This is a genomic window from Pantoea sp. YU22 (assembly GCF_003970755.1).
Lineage (GTDB): Bacteria > Pseudomonadota > Gammaproteobacteria > Enterobacterales > Enterobacteriaceae > Pantoea > Pantoea piersonii.
Genome location: NZ_RYDU01000001.1, coordinates 903,886 through 920,783, shown reverse-complemented (window position 1 = coordinate 920,783; position 16,898 = coordinate 903,886). Strand labels below are relative to the sequence as shown.

The following is a 16,898-nucleotide window of genomic DNA, read 5'->3' as shown; positions in this document are numbered from 1 at the left end:
AACAGATGTCACCGACAGAATATGAAAACCAGTATTATCAACGGCTCGGAAGTGTCTAGATTATCCGTGGCGATTCAGGATGTGCAATGGCTGAAAGCTATTCTGCTTTTTTGTGCCTTCGCCTGCTGCAAGGGGCAGGCGCAGCAGCTGGCCTCGTAATAGGTCGAGCGCTAATCGCTGACATCTGTAATAAGCTCATTTCAGCAAGGGTCTATGCAATCATTTATCCATTTGTCTCACTATCACCGGCATTAGCCCCTGTGGTGGGAGGGCATCTCGCCGCAACGTTTGGATGGCATATGGATTTCGTTTTTGTCGCCGCTTTCGGGATGATGGCGATGCTGATGCTCATTTTTATACGCGAAACGCGACCTGAAAACAGCGCTAATGCAGTATCGCCTTTCTCAGGGTTTAGCGTCATTTGCGCTGATACTGGTTTTTGGTGTTATGCGATTATCGCCTGCTGCATTTACAGCGCGTGGTTTATTTATCTGACTCAGTCTCCTTTTTTATTTGCACAGCAGGGAATTGGGGAGGAAACTCGAGGCTGGCTCTATATTCCACTAACGGCAGGCATTATCATCGCCAATTTGTTAACGAAACGGCTTTTAAATTATTGTCTGTATGACCGCATTGTTGCTGCCGGTATCCTTTGTTTTGTGCTTGGCGGTCTGGTTTATGCAGCAGAAACATTTAAGGCGGGACAAAGCATATTAACGATATTACTCCCTATGTGTCTGGTCAGCCTTGCAAACGGCTCCAGTCTCTCACTGTCAATATCCGGAGCAATCAGCAGTGAGCATGGTCACGCAGCCACAGCTTCAGGTTTAATTGGTTTTATGCAAATAGGCAGTGCGGCAATTTTTGCAAACTTTATAAGCGCAGAGTTTGGTTTCAGTCAGTCAGTTCTGGGCTGGTCAGTTTTAATGCTGGCTATAATTGCATTTCTGGCCTGCCGTAAACTGATAACTCGACGCTATTCTCTTCAACCTTCTCGTTGAGACCCTGACCTGCTTACCGTTAGTCAGGTGATAAGCGCTGCCGCCATTACACCGTAGCAGCGTTTAGCGTGCTATTTACGGAGCGATACTTTCAGGGTTTAAGTTAACGCTTTTCCCTGGAGGACTGCGGGGAAGATCGACTGTAGTATTCGCGCACATGAAAGCGATCGGCAACGCCTAATCCTAAACGTCCGGGGACCGACTCGCTGAAAAGCAGGCGGTGGCGCCAGAAGCGCATGAGGACTGGCTGTATACAATCAGCATGCTGGCAGCGAAGCACACGACCCGATTGTTGATGCGGCGTTATCCCGTTCCGACAAAGGCGGCCGGGAGAGGGATCGCCGAGATTTTTGAATTTCGCGCATTCTGGCGATCGGATGGGAAACAGTTCAGGCAGGTGCAGTGGGAGCTGAAACTGGCTAAGCGGCTGGCAGAGGGCCGACAGTATAAGGTGAGCAAAGCGCTACGACGTGACGTTAACGCGATACCTGATATGTGCTACGAGATTCCGGAGGGGGCCGGGAAGGGTAAGAATGGCAGGCCTTGTGTTGCACTTAGTCTGCTATGAGCGACAAGCGAACATGAATCTTTCCGGTGTTCTGTCTGAAGCCAGTTAATTCACCCTACCTACGTCAGCCTGGCAATGCTGTCATCGGCATCACCCGGTATCGATGACATCAGGCCTGACACGGTTAGAATGCTGCGCCACAGATTGCATAAAGAGGGCTTCCCGGAGGCATAGGCTAGGCCGCGCAAGGCAGCCCCGCATCGGTCAACTGCTGGCGGGCAGGAAAGTAACCGCAGTGTCAGTTAGCTTAAAAGATCGGCAACAGTTCAGTAGTAAGCGACTGCAGCACCTGGCCCAGACCGGCTTCTGCAAACGCATTATCCAGCGCGTTTGAAAGTGTATCCAGGGTACCTGCCAGGCACCGTGCCAATAGCCTTCCGGTAGGGCACTCGACACAGTAACATTGGGGCTGTGCCGGACGAGTTCGCGCACCGGTTCGGGATGCGCCAGCTTAATGCCTGCAATACAGTCTCCTTTATTAACAGGTTACCTGCCAGCACTGCTGGCAACCGGGCGTGAGACATCACTCAACCCGCCCTTGAGTGAGTCGTCAGTTTCCTGAATTTTAATCTTCTGTATTGTGAACTCGGTCATCCTTGCCGGGCGCTATTCAAATGAATCCCACTATAGTCGTTAAACATTCCGATTACGGTGGGGTATTAAAATGAACAGAAATAAAAAAACCGTGCACAGCCGTTTAGCCACAAACATAACCATGGCATTATCCCTGGCTGTTTTTTCACTGGCGGGGAGCGCAATGGCAAATGCCGCGGTACATCATCAAACAGCATTAATAGGGACCTGGACGTCGATTCCAGATTCGCCGTCAGAGCAAAAACCTGACCATCCCAGTGAGGGTTTATATCGCATGAAGGTGAACAGCGACGGTACGCTGACGCCACTCGATGTGATCAAAATGAAAAGTCCGTCGTGGATTGTGAAATCCCGCGATGGGCGTTTCGCCTATACCACCAATGAAGAGAGTGGCGGGGCGGTCACCGCGCTGAGTGTTGATAAAAGCGGCCAGGTACGGGTACTTAATATCGTAGACAGCCACGGCCAGCAGCCTACCCATGCGACTATCAGCCCGGACGGTAAGTTCCTTTTTGTATCGAACTACTCCGTAGCGAAAGGTGGAGCGGGCGTGTCGGTTTTCCCGATCCATCACGATGGCAAACTGGGCGAGCAGGTACAACATTTCCCGTTTGAGCACGGTACCGGTGCCGTTGAAGGGCGCCAAGACGGCGGCCATGCGCACTCCACCATTTTTACTCATGATGGTAAGTATCTCTACGCAGCCGACCTCGGCGGTGACAAGTTGCACGCTTATCGCTATCACGCTGATAAAGCACAGCCGCTGAAGGCGGATAGCGCACGCGATGTGAATTTTACTGCAGGTTCGGGGCCTCGCCATATGGTGTTTGCGCCAAATGGTAAGCATGCCTATGTCATCACTGAAATGGCCGGTGAAATTGTCGTGTTTACTGTGAATCAGGATCGTCTGGAACCGGCTGCCCATATCAAATTGAATACCGAAAATAACAGCGCAGAATATCGCAGCGGTGGAGGGATTATTTTAAGTCCGAACGGTAAATATGTGATTGCGGCGAATCGTGGCTCAGATAATAAATTGCTGGTATTCAACATTGAAGCAGATGGCATGTTAGGTAAGCCGATGAGCTATAAAGCTAACGGCATTGAACCGCGTGCGTTTTCCTTCGATGGTAGCGGCAAATATCTCTACGTGACTAACGTGTTCACTAACAATATTTCTCTGTTCCATTTCGATGAGAATACCGGCGAAATGAAAGCCGCTGGTGACGCGGCGAAAATTCCCACGCCAACGGATATTAAATTCTTTAATTAAGGCGCGATGCGCAGCAAAACACTGACTCGCCAGGGGCGGCCTGAATGGACGCCCCTGGGCGATAATCAGGTATCCTGGCCCGTGTTGATGAACAGGTTCAGACGCGCGTCGTTGCGTTGATTGTGTCGACAAACAACCGTAACGCGACGGGCATATGCCGATTCTGGGAAAAGTAGAGTGCGATATCTTGCGAGGCTATTGTCCAGTCGTCAGGCAATGTAACCAGGCGCTGTCTATCCAGCCCGTGGTTTGACAGGAAGTGGCAGCATTTGGCATCTTTTGTTAGTGGGTCCAGGGCCAACGGCACCGCGATTTGGTGCGGGGCTGGATATGTTGATGCCTTCCCCGTTTACAGCGATACAGCGGCAGGAAAACTGTGGGCAGCACTACTGAGCGGCGAGTTTTAGATTCAAGGTAATGCGCAAAAATGCGTGACGGCGATGATAGCTGCTGAGGCTGACAATCCGCCACTGCGCTTACCGCCTGGCAGCACTGCGGACAATGAAAAGCTGGCATAGAGTGCAGATAGTCTGAAGATGAAGACAGACTCCCCTGATGGGGTAACCGGCAAAACAGATTTACTGCGTTATTCCCTTTGATGGTTGATGTCCGCTTGTGGCACATAACGGACATCAGCCTGAACATTCTGCTGGTCTGCTTCTGTTTTCAGAGCGCTTACGTCTTTAGCCTTTTGCTGGCAAAAAACCTGCCGCCTGAGCGGCAGGTTCGTTTCAGAAAGAGATCATCTTGCCTGGGGCAATCTTTGTTGTAATCCCTAACAACGTTTTAGCCAGCGGGATGGCGACCGGAGCCAGAGCACGGCCTATCATTAGCGGCGTATGTTTGATGGTGGTCAGCATGGCGAAATCTTTATTGGCCTTAACGATATCATCTTTAATCGCTTTGCCGATCCTGACCGTTTGCGCTATGCCGTGGCCACTCCAGCCATGCACCGAATAAATATTGCCGTTTCTCCTGCAGTCTGTCGCGCCATTCAGGGTTAAGTCGGTGGTTCCACTCCAGGCGAAATCAAGTTCGATGTCGTCTCTTTCTGGAAAAACGGCGCGTATCCGCGAGGTTAAATACTCCACCGTCCTGCTGTCATCCCAGCGCAGGCCTGTTCCCTGACCACCAAATAAGATCCTTTCATTGCGCACAGGGCGATAATAATCTATTTGCAGTTGGGTATCGTAAACGGGCTTTCCAGTAGGGAGTAATGTTTTCGAGCCTCCTTTCACGGGCGATGTTACGCCGACATACGTATAAAAAGGTATCGTCGTTTCTTTGTTCTCGTCGAGAAGCTTATGCGTAGCGTCATGTACAGCAATCACCACGCCTTTTTTTGCGAGAATTACGCCTTCAGAGGTAATAACTCTGGTGCCGCTACTGGTTTTCTCAATTTTAATGACCTCGCTGTGTTCATAGACGCTTCCGCCATTTTTCAGGAAACCATAAACGAGCCCACGATTTAAGGCTAATGAGTGCACCTGACCGCCCAGGTTATCTAAAACGCCGCCATAATATAACTCTGAGTTGATGTGTTCCTGCAGCTCATAGCTGCCGAGCACGTTGACATTATCTTCGCCAAGAAATTTTCTTGCATCAACAGCCTGTACCAAAGCGTTCATATGGCCGGGATGAACGGCGGCGGTGATATGGCCGTGATGGCGATCAAAGTTTAAATCGTATCGATAAGCTATTTCATCAATCAGCGTCATGGCTTCCGTAGAAGTAAAATGCCATAAGCGTTTTGCCTCTTCGAAGCTGAGATGCTCAATCATCGACTCAGCTTCCCAGCGAGCCAGACCGGGTGTGAGCTGCCCACCATTTCTTCCAGAGGCGCCAGAACCGATAGTGTTCTTTTCCAGGAGTATGGTATCGATACCCGCCTCAGAAAGATGAAGCGCAGTTGAAGCGCCAAGCAGCCCGCCACCGATCACTACGAGTTCACACTCTTCCTCTTTTTTTAAAGCAGGAAAGTCGATCCAGGGTGCAAGTGTCGACTCGTAGTAATTTGCTGGGTTTCCAGGATCGCTGATTTGCGTATCGTCTTTATTACGGACCCAGTTCCAGTCAGCGTCTGGGGCGGCCTGGCTCGTCATCGATATCCTGGCATCAGATATTAATTGCGGCTTGATTAACTGTTTATTTCCACTCATATGTTTTCTCAGTAAGTAGCGTATACCACAGGAGACTTCACTGTGAATGCAAAACAAGGTTATTCAGAAATTGCGACTTCTTTTTTGGTAAAATTGCAGTAAACAATCCAGCCCAGACCCAGCGTTGCCCAGGTCAGACCTAATATAAATGCATCAAAGCTCAGGTTAACCCACATCACTGCGACACAGCTCAGGCCTGCCAGCGGCAGGACGATATTATGAAATATATTCTTTAAGCCGCCATTCCCCTTTTTAACAATGGCAAAGTGTATGATGACAGATAAATTTACAGCGCTAAAGGCCACTAACGCACCAAAACTTATCAATGATACGGCAGTATCAAGCTGAATGAATATAGAGGTCAGTGATATCAGGCCGATCAAAAGAATACAATAAACAGGGTTTTTATTTTCAGGATGCAGATAGCCAAAAAAGCGGTGAGTCAGGTTGTTGTTTTTACCCATGATGTGTAATAGCCTGGCGGCGCTTGCATGCGAAGCCAACGCAGAGGCAAAGGTATTCAGCAAAATTGCAATGAGAAACAGCGTTTGAAATAATTTGCCGCCTACATTTAATACTATTTCCGGCAACGCCTCCATGGGATTTTTGAACTGAGAGTTGTCGGGGAAGTAAAGCTGGATAAACCATGCGGCGACAAAAAAGATACAGCCTCCGCTGAGCGCAGTATAAAAGACCGCTTTGGGGATGGTGCTGACTGGGCTTTTGGTTTCATCAGTGAGCGTCGTAACGGCATCAAAGCCAAGAAAGGAGAAGCAAAGCACCGCCGCTCCACTGATCAGGGGAATAATGCTGTTATGCCCGTTAAATAAAGGCTGAGTGGTAAAGATATGACTGTCGCCATAATCCCTGAGGAGATTATGGATCACGAAATAGATAAAGACGCCCATCAGAATGACAGGGATGCCTACAAAAATGAAGTTTGCATTTGCCAGCGTTTTTATATTACAGCAGTTGACGAAGGTGACCAGCGAGGTGAACACTAAAATGGAAAACCATACAGGAACGTCAGGCAGCAGGGTCTGCAGATATATCCCTGCCAGCAAGGAATTTATCATCGGCAGGAAAACATAATCCAGCAATGAAGACCAGCCGACGATAAACCCTGTTTTATTGCCACATACCTTTTTAGCATAGGTGTAAGCCGATCCCGAAGAAGGGTGCAGGCGAACCATTCTGCCATAGCTGATTGCCGTTAATAATACTGCAGCAAGCGCCAGAAGATAAGCCAGCGGCACTCTTCCTTCTGTTATATTTGAAACGATCCCAAAAGTGTCAAATACTGTCATCGGTGTCATATAAGCGATGCCGATAATTACAACCTGCCATAATGAGAGGCAGGCTCTATTTGTCTCTTTTAATCTCATAGCAATATCTCGCTCGAAAGTTCAGTTGAATGACTTTTAACCTCTGATGCATTAAGCAATTAAAAAGATGCGCAACGTAATGAACCGGGCCTGTCTCCTGGCGTGTCCAGTTTAAGGTTTTGAAAATTCATCATGTCTGCCATTCCAGCATGATCGCTATGTACAACCAGCCCCTTTAAACAGGGGAGAGAATGATCCAGTCAATGAATGACTCTTCTGGTTTATCAGGTAAGCCGCCACGCCTGATGTGATAATATATAAAACATAATATTATATATGTATATGGTATGTGTCACAAAAATGTTAAATTTGTCTTATCGCGATGTTATGTAAGCCATTTCAGCTTTACGCTGCTTCCGCGTCAGCTGTCTCTCTTTTACTGCTTACGATTCAGAGGGTTATTTTGTCGAGCGGATGCGCGGCGAGCCGGGTGAGAACGAACAAAGACAGGAGTTCAGGCGCAGGTGGTAAGGAAAGCAGAAGGAGTGATTATTTGGACCAGCTGTTAAAACCGCGCCTGTCGAGGGCTAAGCCTGTTGCGCTTCCCTGATCAGCGAGGCGAGTCTGTGAAAATGGGTGTTGATTTCGGTCTCTTCCATGCTCGCAAAGCCCAGCAATAACCCTGACTGGCTTTTTTCGCCAGCATAATAGCTGGAGAGGGCGCGAACCAGGATCCCCTGACGACTGGCGCGCTGCGCCAGGCTGACATCATCTACGTCTGCAGGCAGCTGCAAAATCAAGTGCAGCCCGGCATTGCTGTTGTACTGGCCTAAAAAGCTGCCACCTAACTTGTCATTGATTAAATTAACCAGAAACTGTCTGCGTCGGCTGTATAACTGACGCATTTTCCGAATATGCGCCGCATAATATCCTTCTCTGATGAAATCAGCCAGGGCTGCCTGAGTCAGCTGATGTCCTCCGCGATAAAGTTCGCTATGCATTTTTTTCAACGGCGTTTTTAGCTGCTCAGGTAAAACCATATAACCGAGCCGGAGCGCGGGATAGAGGGTTTTACTGAACGTGCCCACGTAAATTACCGGGCTACTGGCCTCTAACCCCTGTAGGGCAGGAATAGGCTGGCCGGCAAAACGAAACTCGCTGTCATAGTCATCTTCAACGATCCAGCTGTTCGTTTTCCTTGCCTGTGCCAGCAGCAACTGTCTGCGGCTCAGACTCATAACCGAACCCAGAGGATACTGGTGAGAGGGCGTAACAAAGATCAGCTTTGGTGGGGCACTAACCTCTCCGTCGGGGATCAGACCCTGTTCGTCCACGGGCATGGTGATTATGTCTACGCCGTTCATACGGAGAATATTTTTAATTCCCCAGTACCCTGGCTCTTCAGTCCAGGCCCTGTCTCCAGGATTGCAGAGCGAACGTGTCACCAGATCGAGCGCCTGATGAATGCCCTCAGTAATCAGGATCTGATCCGGCGTGCACCGGACTCCGCGCGCCGTGCGCAGATAATCGGTCAGAGCGGCTTTAAGCACCTCTGAGCCGCCCGTGGTGTCATAGGTTAAAAGCTCCGGCGAAAGCTGACGAGCCTGGCGATCGTAGAATTTCTTCAGAACGCGATGAGGAAAGTTAGCGACGTCGGGAACGCCGGGTAAAAACGCTCCCCACTGTCTGGGGCTTGCGCTCGCGTGCTCCAGTAACAGCAGGCCCCGAGCCGACAGCATGGAATAGTCCTCGGCTGGTGCCTCATCCTTACTGACGACAGGCCGACAGTCTAAATTATCGAGCACGCTGTGCGTGACAATAGTCCCGCTGCCCGTACGAGAAGAGATATAGCCCTCTGCCTGTAACTGCTCGTAAACCCGCAATACCGTATTGCGTGACAGCGCAAGCTCATTTGCCAGATCGCGAGTAGGCGGCATGCGTGAGGATGGCGTCAGATTGCCCGAAAGAATGGCGTTACATATGGCGATATACAATCGCTTATGAAGCTTTCCTTCCGTGCTGTTAAAAAATGCCTGTCTGATCACATCTCCAGCAAGTGAGTGCATTTGGATCCTGCTAATAAAATGATTTGGCTCTCGAATAAGGTACCAAACGCTGACAGATTGTCCCTCATATTTCAACGAAATTATGAATGGAAGGGGCTTACTATGAGTAATAACAATCTTCAGCAGCGTCGTCTGAATGCAACGCCGCGCGGCGTGGGCGTCATGTGTAACTTCTACGCCAGCTCAGCGGAAAACAGTACGTTGACGGATGTAGAAGGGAATCAGTATATCGATTTTGCTGCGGGCATCGCCGTACTCAACACGGGCCATCGTCATCCCCGTCTTACTCAGGCGATAGAGCAACAGCTAAAAGCCTTTACCCATACCGCCTACCAGATCGTGCCTTACGAGAGTTACATTTCTCTGGCGGAAAAAATTAACGCCGTCGCGCCGATAGCGGGTGAGCTAAAAACCGCTTTCTTCTCCACCGGCGCCGAAGCGGTGGAGAACGCAGTAAAAATCGCGCGAGCCTATACCAGACGTCCGGGCATCATTGCCTTCGGCGGCGGCTTCCACGGGCGCACCTATATGACAATGGCGCTGACAGGTAAAGTCGCGCCGTATAAAGCAGGTTTCGGGCCTTTTCCGGGTTCGGTTTTTCATGTGCCTTATCCTTCCGGGCTTCATAAGGTGACCACCGCAGATACGGTAAACGCCATTGAGCGCCTGTTTAAGTCCGATATTGAGGCGACTCAGGTCGCTGCGATTATTTTTGAACCTGTGCAGGGCGAGGGCGGGTTTAATGTAGCCCCGCCAGAGCTGATTGCCGCTATCCGCCGCATCTGCGATCAGAATGGCATTGTCATGATTGCGGACGAGGTGCAGAGCGGCTTTGCCCGCACGGGCAAACTGTTTGCCATGGATCATTATCAACATCAGCCCGATGTGATGACCATGGCGAAAAGCCTGGCAGGCGGTATGCCGCTGTCTGGCGTCGTCGGCAAAGCAGAGATCATGGACGCGCCGGCGCCCGGCGGTCTGGGCGGCACTTATGCGGGTAATCCCATGGCTGTGGCTTCCGCGCACGCCGTGCTGGATATCATTGAGGATGAACAGCTTTGTCAGCGTGCCGATGCGCTGGGCGAGCGTCTGCGCGTGGTGTTGAGAGATTGTCAGGCATGGTGTGCCGAACTGGCGGAGGTGCGCGGTCTGGGATCGATGGTTGCGGCTGAATTCTGCGATGCGCAGACGGGCGAGCCTTCTGCTGCCACCGCGCAAAAAATTCAAAAGCTGGCGCTTGAACAGGGACTGCTGCTGCTGACTTGCGGCCAGTATGGCAATGTAATCCGCTTCCTTTATCCCCTGACCATTCCAGACGCCCAGTTCGACACGGCGCTGAGAATCATCGAATCTGTGACAAAAATGTAGGAGGCCAGTGCGATGAATCTGAATAATCCGGCTCTTCTTATCGATAAAAACCTGGTGGACGGCCAGTGGGTCAGTGCCGATTCGGGAGCAACATTTGCCGTAACAAATGCCGCAACGGGTGAAGAAATCGCCAGCGTGCCGCTGATGGGGCGTGCTGAAACGCAGCGTGCTATTGATTGCGCGCAAAAGGCGCAGCGCGAATGGAAGCGTCGTACGGCGGGCGAACGCGCTACGATTTTGCATCGCTGGGTTTCCCTGATAGAGGAAAACCATGAGGATATCGCCCGCCTGATGACCTCAGAAGGAGGAAAGCCGCTGGCTGAAGCCCGAGGCGAAGTAGGCTATGCGGCCTCTTTCCTTACGTGGTTCGCTGAAGAAGCCCGTCGTATTGACGGCGCGTTATTACAGCCGGTCAATGCTTCGCAGCGTTATGTGGTGACTAAGCAGCCTGTGGGCGTATGCGCAGCGATTACGCCGTGGAATTTTCCTGCGGCGATGATAACGCGCAAAGTGGCGCCCGCGCTGGCGTCAGGCTGCGCCATTATTGTCAAACCCGCGGAACAGACGCCGCTCACGGCGCTGGCTCTGGCGAAGCTGGGCGAAGAGGCCGGACTGCCCGCCGGCGTGCTGCAGGTGCTCACTGGTGACCCTCGGGCGATTGGTGGCGAGCTTTGTCAGAATCCGACGGTTCGAAAACTGAGCTTTACGGGATCTACCGAGACAGGTCGCATCCTGATGGCGCAGTGCGCGCCGGGCATCAAAAAGCTTTCCCTTGAGCTTGGCGGCAACGCGCCGGTTATCGTCTTTGACGACGCTGACATCGAACAGGCTGTTAACGGCATTATGGCTTCGAAGTTCCGCAACAGCGGCCAGACTTGCGTTTGCGCTAACCGGATATATGTGCAACGCGGCATTTATGCCGCGCTTTCAGATGCGCTGGTCAACGCAGTGCAGTCCCTGAGGGTAGGCAATGGTCTGGATGAAACCAGCCAGCAGGGACCGTTGATTGATGAGAAGGCCGTCAGTAAAGTCGAGTCTCATATCAGCGATGCGCTTGAGAAAGGGGCAACATTGCTGACGGGCGGCAAACGCCATCCCTCAGGCGGTCATTTCTTTATGCCGACGGTGATCGGCAACGTAACGCAGTCGATGCGTTTTGCGCGTGAGGAGACCTTTGGACCGGTCGCGCCGCTTTTTCAGTTCAGCACGGATGAAGAAGTGATCGACTATGCCAATGATACAGAATTTGGTCTCGCCGCTTATATCTTTACAAGCGATGCCCGACGTCAGTGGCTGGTTCCTGAGGCGCTGGAATATGGCATGGTGGGCGTCAACACCGGACTTATATCCAATGAGGTCGCGCCTTTCGGCGGCATAAAACAGTCCGGACTGGGACGCGAAGGGTCTCGCTTCGGAATGGATGAATATCTCGAAATTAAATATGTCTGCGTCGCGTTATAACCAGCATGCCGTAGTACTTTGCTCTCAGGAGCCCCGACGATAGCGATTATCGTCGGTTTTTTATCCCCATGGCACCTCAGAACTCAGCCCCGCAGCGCGGGCCAGCATTTCTCGGACGCAGCTTTTACGCCGTTCCCTATCCTCCAGCAAATGTTTAACAAAACTGTGACATACACAATATACATATAACTTATTATGTTTTATAAATTAATCTCTATCGCCTGCGATTATGCCATTAAAGAGAACGACATATGGAACAGACACCTGAAAAAAATCTCTATAATAATCAGCCTGAAAGCAAAGAACAGTTCAAGAGATCTATCGGACTTATTTCAAACTTTGCCCTTGGGTTTACCTATCTATCACCCCTGACGGCCGTTTATTCGTTGTTTGCTCTGGCCGTTACCCTGGCCGGCCCGCCTGCCGTCTGGTGGATCCTGATTGTTGCATGCGGACAGCTGCTGGTCGCGCTGGTGTTTGGCGAAGTAGCTTCGCAGTATCCGATTACCGGCGGTTTATATCCCTGGGCGAGACGTTTGTGGGGTAAGAAGTTTGCCTGGATCGCCGCATGGATCTATCTTTGGGCGCTGGTAGTCACTATTACCTCAATTGCTGAATACACCTCAACGTTCGTCGCCTCGCTGTTTCATTTTGCCCAGACGCCGGTCAATCTGCTGATGACCTCGGTGGTGTTGCTGCTGCTGATGATGGGTGTAAATATGTCAGGCACCAAAAACCTTGCGCGCGTTGCGAAGATTGGTTTCTGGTGTGAAATCGTCAGCGTGATCGCGCTGGGAATTTATCTGCTGATCTTTCACCGCTCGCAGCCGTTCTCCGTCCTCTTTGACTCAATGGGCGTTATAGCTAAAGACGGCAGCTACGCGACGGCGTTCATGTCCGCTGCGCTGATGGGCCTGTTTATGTTTTTTGGTTTTGAAGCCTGCGGCAACGTCGCGGAAGAGGTAAAAAATCCAGGCAAAAAGATCCCTTTAGCAATGATCCTGAGCATTGTCTTTGGTGCCATCTCAGCCGTTATTTCGGTAATGGGCTATCTGTTGTCCTCGCCCGATCTGGTCAATATCGTCACCGGTAAAATAGCCGATCCCATTCCGGCCATTCTTAACGAAGCGCTGGGGAGCACGGGTGCCAGAGTATTTATCGTTGTCGCTGTCATCGCTATGCTCTCCTGCATCCTCTCGCTTCAGGCCGCTCTGAGCCGTCTGATCTTCTCTTTCTCGCGCGACAAGATGCTGCCCGGCAGTGAATGGATGGCTAAAATTTCCAAAAACAGCGTACCGGATAACGCCATGCTGGTCAGCTGCATCCTGCCCGTCATCATCTGCGTCTGGGTCTACTTCCAGCCGGATAATCTTTCGCGCATCACCGCGTTCGCCGTAATAGGCATTTACATCTCTTTCCAGCTGGTTGTGCTTGCTGCCCTGCGTCAGCGCCTTAAGGGCTGGAAGCCGGCAGGAGAGTGGACACTCGGATCCTGGGGGTTCATCGTAAACGTCTTCGCGCTGATCTATGGCCTGTGTGGAATTTGGCTTCTCGCTCAGCCTGCCGACGGCAGCAGCTTCCTTGATCGCTGGACGGTGCTGGTGGGCCTGGCGGTCGTGCTGATTGCCGGCCTGATTTATATGACGATTGCCAAACCGTTTGGGCGTTCCAGCGCGCCAGAAAACGATGCCATTGAACACGCCAGCAGGCTCAGGGCAAAAGAGGGGTTCTGAAGGGATAACTGTCGCTGTCGCCATTGTCTTTAAGGGCGTTATCGTAAGCCGTAGCTTTTAACGCTACGGCTTTTTTATTGCGCTTTTTAGCAGCAGGCAATGCGGCTCAGGCTGATATCGCGTGAACGCTGGCACCTGAGCCGCCGGACTATTGCTGGTTACTGCTGGTAGAGAAGCGAGTAGCTGTTTTGGTAAATCAGTTCCTGAGCTTCCGCCCTGAACAGTTCCCCGATGCGCAGCCGTGGATTGGTTGAAAAAATGATTCTCCCGTCAAGGTTGGTCAGGATGACCTTTTCCCTGCCACACAGAGGCAAAAGCTCTTCTTCGACGCGGCTGACGAGGATATCGAGCGCTGCGACGCCCAGAACCTGGCCTCCAGCAAGCACGGGAACAGCGGCGGTCAGAGTAAGCGAGGTGTTGCAGATATAGTCAACGTAAGGGCCATGGATATAGGCTTTGCCTTCGGCGACAGGCGTTTTAAACCATTCGAAAGTACGGAAATCGAGTCGCTGCTGCGTCGCCTGGTCAAGATCGAGACTCACCTGCTTTAAGCCTTTATCTTTTTTATACCACCATTCCAGCAGCCAGTATTCTCGCACAGCGCCAGCGCTTTCAATGTGACTCGCAAAGCCCGTTCCCGAGCAGTAGGGGTTATGGTTTAGCGTTTTTTTGATATAAGACTGAATCGCCGTTTTAACGCCCGGCTCCAGTAACATTTCAGGCCGGCTTTCCTGATGAACGTTAAGACACTGCCTGATCTCGTCTGCTAATAAACCAGTACTCTCGACAGTGGAGTTAATGATGTCGTCAATTTTACGGGTTAGCGCGCTAAGGTGCTCTGAGTGATTCATTTTCTACACTGCCTATACGGTGATTATTCAGAGTGATAATTCATTTTCTTTTCTAATAAATATACGGTGAACGTATCGATAAGCTGTGTGGCGGCCTGAACGGCAGGCTGCTCTGAATGTGAGGCGAGCGCATCTGTCAGCCCGGCGTAAAGTGCTATCACCTCGCGATGAATATCATCGGAGCGGTAAAGTGCGGCGACTAAAGAAGCCCATTCCGCCTGCAGCTGCAGCTCCTGATTCGCCAGTCTGGCAGATTGCGAGCTCGCCGCGATTGCCAGCAGGCAACGCATATCCGCCTGCGTTCTCTGCTCAGGCGTTTCAGCATTCGCCAGCACCGCAGTAAATTCCAGAAGACGATTCAGATCCGCATTAGTCATCCTCCGCGAAGCCAGCCTCGCGCTGTGACTGATAATCGCACTATGCATCTCTCCCAGGTCAGCCAGATAATCCGTACTGATGCTGCGGAATGGGTAAAGATCCTTGCCCGATTCGGGAACGGTTTCACAGACAAAGCTGCCGCCGTTACGGCCGCGCACCGTATGTATCAGCGCGTTCGCGCGTAAGGTATTCAACGCTTCGCGGATGGTAATGTGGGACACGCCCATCATCTTTGCCAGATCTGACTCATTGGGCAGCTGTTCATGCGGTTCAAGCAGGCCGGTAACGATGGCATTAGTAAGACGCTGAACTATCTGATCAGAACGGCTGGCCTGGCCAATAGGAGCGAATATAACCGCGTGAGTAATCATAATCTTCTCTGAAAGTCCCTTCTACAGGCCGCCATACTTAGCATAAACATACCTGTCACGAAAGAAGTAAATAACGTCAATTTCTGGTTAAAAGATGCCGAAAGTAAGACGTAATCCCGCTGCTGTTGTTTGTCGATGCCGCTCAGCGCAGAGAGTCATTACTGGCCTGACGCTAACCCGCGCGTGTTAGCGGCTGCATGGATTGTAATCAATTTGTTAGAAATGCGATGCGCTTCATGTTGTACAGACGCAAGGATTGAAACCTCGCCTGATAATATATTACATAATATCTTTTATGTATTAATGTGAGCGGAGAAGGCGATGCAAACCCTACAGCACTTCATCAATGGGCAGTATGTATCAAGTCAGGGAAGCGATTTTTTCGATCTGGTCAGTCCGGTTGATGGTGAAATCTATGCGCAGTCGCCCAATGGCGGCAAGGCGGAAGTCGATCTTGCTTACGCTGCGGCTGAAAAAGCGTTTTTAATCTGGAAGAAGTCTACGCCGGCAGAGAGACAAAAAGCGCTACTCCGGTTAGCGGATGAAATCGAAAAAAACATTACCCGCCTTGTGGAATGGCAAAGTAAAGAAACAGGGCAACTCAAACATTTTATTGAGAAAGAGGAGATCGCGGCATCGTGCGACGCTATCCGCTTTTTTGCGGGCGCTGCGCGCTGCCTGGAAGGCAAGGCTGCCGGCGAGTACGCTGCCGGCTTCACGTCAGTGATCCGTCGGGAGCCTCTTGGCATCGTCGGGCAGGTGGCGCCCTGGAACTATCCCTTTATGATGGCCGTTTGGAAAATAGCCCCTGCGCTGGCCGCCGGCAATACGGTGGTTCTGAAGCCAAGCGATACGACGCCCGTCAGCACCTTGCTCCTTGCTGAACTGGCCGCGCCCTTTTTCCCCGCCGGCGCGTTTAACGTCGTGCTGGGTAAAGCTGAGACGGGGTCGCTCATTGTTTCAAATCCTGTCGCGTCACTGGTGTCTATTACCGGATCGGTGCGGGCGGGGCTGCAGGTTGCCGCCTCAGCCGCCGTAAACCTGACCAAGGCGCATCTTGAGTTAGGCGGCAAGGCGCCGGTCATTGTCTTTGCGGATGCCGATATGGATAAGGCTGTCGAGACAATTACCACTGCCGGGTTTTTCAACGCCGGCCAGGATTGCACCGCAGCAACGCGCATCCTCGTTGAGGCGTCAGCCTATGATGCCTTTCTTGAAAAGCTGGTTGCCAGGACGCGGAAAATCAGATTCGGTACGCCTGACGATCGCGACGCCCTCTATGGCGCGTTAAACAGCCGTAACCAGCTGGAACAGGTCAGGGGGTTTATCGAGCGCCTGCCTGCGCATGCCAGAATCGAAACCGGCGGCCGTCCCGGAAAGGGGCCGGGCTACTACTTTGAACCGACCATCATCTCTGGGCTTCAGCAGCATGACGAAGCCATCCAGCATGAAGTATTTGGGCCGGTGATGACCATCCAGCGTTTCTCTGACGAAGCGGACGCCTTAAACAAAGCCAATGATGTCGAATATGGACTGGCGGCCAGCGTCTGGACACGCCACCACGGACGCGCCCAGCGTTTCAGCATCGAACTGGATTTTGGCACGGTGTGGATCAACAACCATATCCCTCTGTGCGCGGAAATGCCACACGGCGGTTTTAAGAAATCGGGCTATGGCAAGGATCTCTCTTCTTACTCACTTGATGAGTACACCCGTGTAAAACACATCATGTGCGACATTAACGACTAAA

Annotated in this window: 11 protein-coding genes; 6 read left to right on the top strand and 5 right to left on the bottom strand. The window is 51.5% G+C overall.

The annotated features are described in order from the left end of the window. Nucleotides 1-86 precede the first annotated feature (86 nt). Both EKL29_RS04455 and EKL29_RS04450 read left to right on the top strand, forming a co-directional pair. Nucleotides 87-1,001 carry an MFS transporter gene (locus EKL29_RS04455; RefSeq protein WP_311778964.1) on the top strand — a complete coding sequence of 305 codons (915 nt, stop codon included), beginning with the start codon at nt 87-89 and terminating at the stop codon, nt 999-1,001. A 1,232-nt stretch (nt 1,002-2,233) separates the two neighbouring features. Then, entirely contained in the window at nt 2,234-3,436 is a 1,203-nt protein-coding gene (locus EKL29_RS04450; RefSeq protein WP_311778963.1) for a lactonase family protein, read from the top strand. A gap of 731 nt (nt 3,437-4,167) precedes the next feature. Here the strand turns inward: EKL29_RS04450 and EKL29_RS04440 are convergent. The 3 genes from EKL29_RS04440 to EKL29_RS04430 form a co-directional block, all read right to left on the bottom strand. After that, nucleotides 4,168-5,595 carry an FAD-binding oxidoreductase gene (locus tag EKL29_RS04440; RefSeq protein WP_126688956.1) on the bottom strand — a complete coding sequence of 476 codons (1,428 nt, stop codon included), beginning with the start codon at nt 5,593-5,595 and terminating at the stop codon, nt 4,168-4,170. Between the two features lie 59 nt (nt 5,596-5,654). Beyond that, nucleotides 5,655-6,980 carry an APC family permease gene (locus tag EKL29_RS04435; protein WP_126688955.1) on the bottom strand — a complete coding sequence of 442 codons (1,326 nt, stop codon included), beginning with the start codon at nt 6,978-6,980 and terminating at the stop codon, nt 5,655-5,657. 527 nt (nt 6,981-7,507) lie between these two features. After that, a complete protein-coding gene (locus EKL29_RS04430) occupies nt 7,508-8,986 on the bottom strand; it encodes a PLP-dependent aminotransferase family protein (protein WP_126688954.1) in 1,479 nt (492 codons plus the stop codon). A gap of 102 nt (nt 8,987-9,088) precedes the next feature. On the opposite strand from EKL29_RS04430, the gene puuE reads away from it, so the two are divergent. The 3 genes from puuE (at nt 9,089) to EKL29_RS04415 (ending at nt 13,548) form a co-directional block, all read left to right on the top strand. Then, the gene (gene puuE / locus EKL29_RS04425; protein WP_126688953.1) at nt 9,089-10,354 is read left to right on the top strand and encodes a 4-aminobutyrate transaminase; all 1,266 of its coding nucleotides are present in this window, start codon (nt 9,089-9,091) and stop codon (nt 10,352-10,354) included. A gap of 12 nt (nt 10,355-10,366) precedes the next feature. After that, a complete protein-coding gene (locus EKL29_RS04420) occupies nt 10,367-11,815 on the top strand; it encodes an NAD-dependent succinate-semialdehyde dehydrogenase (protein ID WP_126688952.1) in 1,449 nt (482 codons plus the stop codon). 251 nt (nt 11,816-12,066) lie between these two features. After that, entirely contained in the window at nt 12,067-13,548 is a 1,482-nt protein-coding gene (locus EKL29_RS04415) for an APC family permease (protein WP_126688951.1), read from the top strand. A 158-nt stretch (nt 13,549-13,706) separates the two neighbouring features. Here the strand turns inward: EKL29_RS04415 and EKL29_RS04410 are convergent, their stop codons facing one another. Both EKL29_RS04410 and EKL29_RS04405 read right to left on the bottom strand, forming a co-directional pair. Then, the gene (locus tag EKL29_RS04410) at nt 13,707-14,399 is read right to left on the bottom strand and encodes a cache domain-containing protein (RefSeq protein ID WP_126688950.1); all 693 of its coding nucleotides are present in this window, start codon (nt 14,397-14,399) and stop codon (nt 13,707-13,709) included. 23 nt (nt 14,400-14,422) lie between these two features. Continuing rightward, nucleotides 14,423-15,148 (bottom strand): FadR/GntR family transcriptional regulator, encoded by a 726-nt coding sequence (locus EKL29_RS04405; RefSeq protein ID WP_126688949.1) that lies wholly within the window; start codon nt 15,146-15,148, stop codon nt 14,423-14,425. A gap of 321 nt (nt 15,149-15,469) precedes the next feature. Between EKL29_RS04405 and EKL29_RS04400 the strand changes: the two genes are divergently transcribed. Next, nucleotides 15,470-16,897 carry a gamma-aminobutyraldehyde dehydrogenase gene (locus EKL29_RS04400; protein WP_126688948.1) on the top strand — a complete coding sequence of 476 codons (1,428 nt, stop codon included), beginning with the start codon at nt 15,470-15,472 and terminating at the stop codon, nt 16,895-16,897. Nucleotide 16,898: the final 1 nt, after the last annotated feature.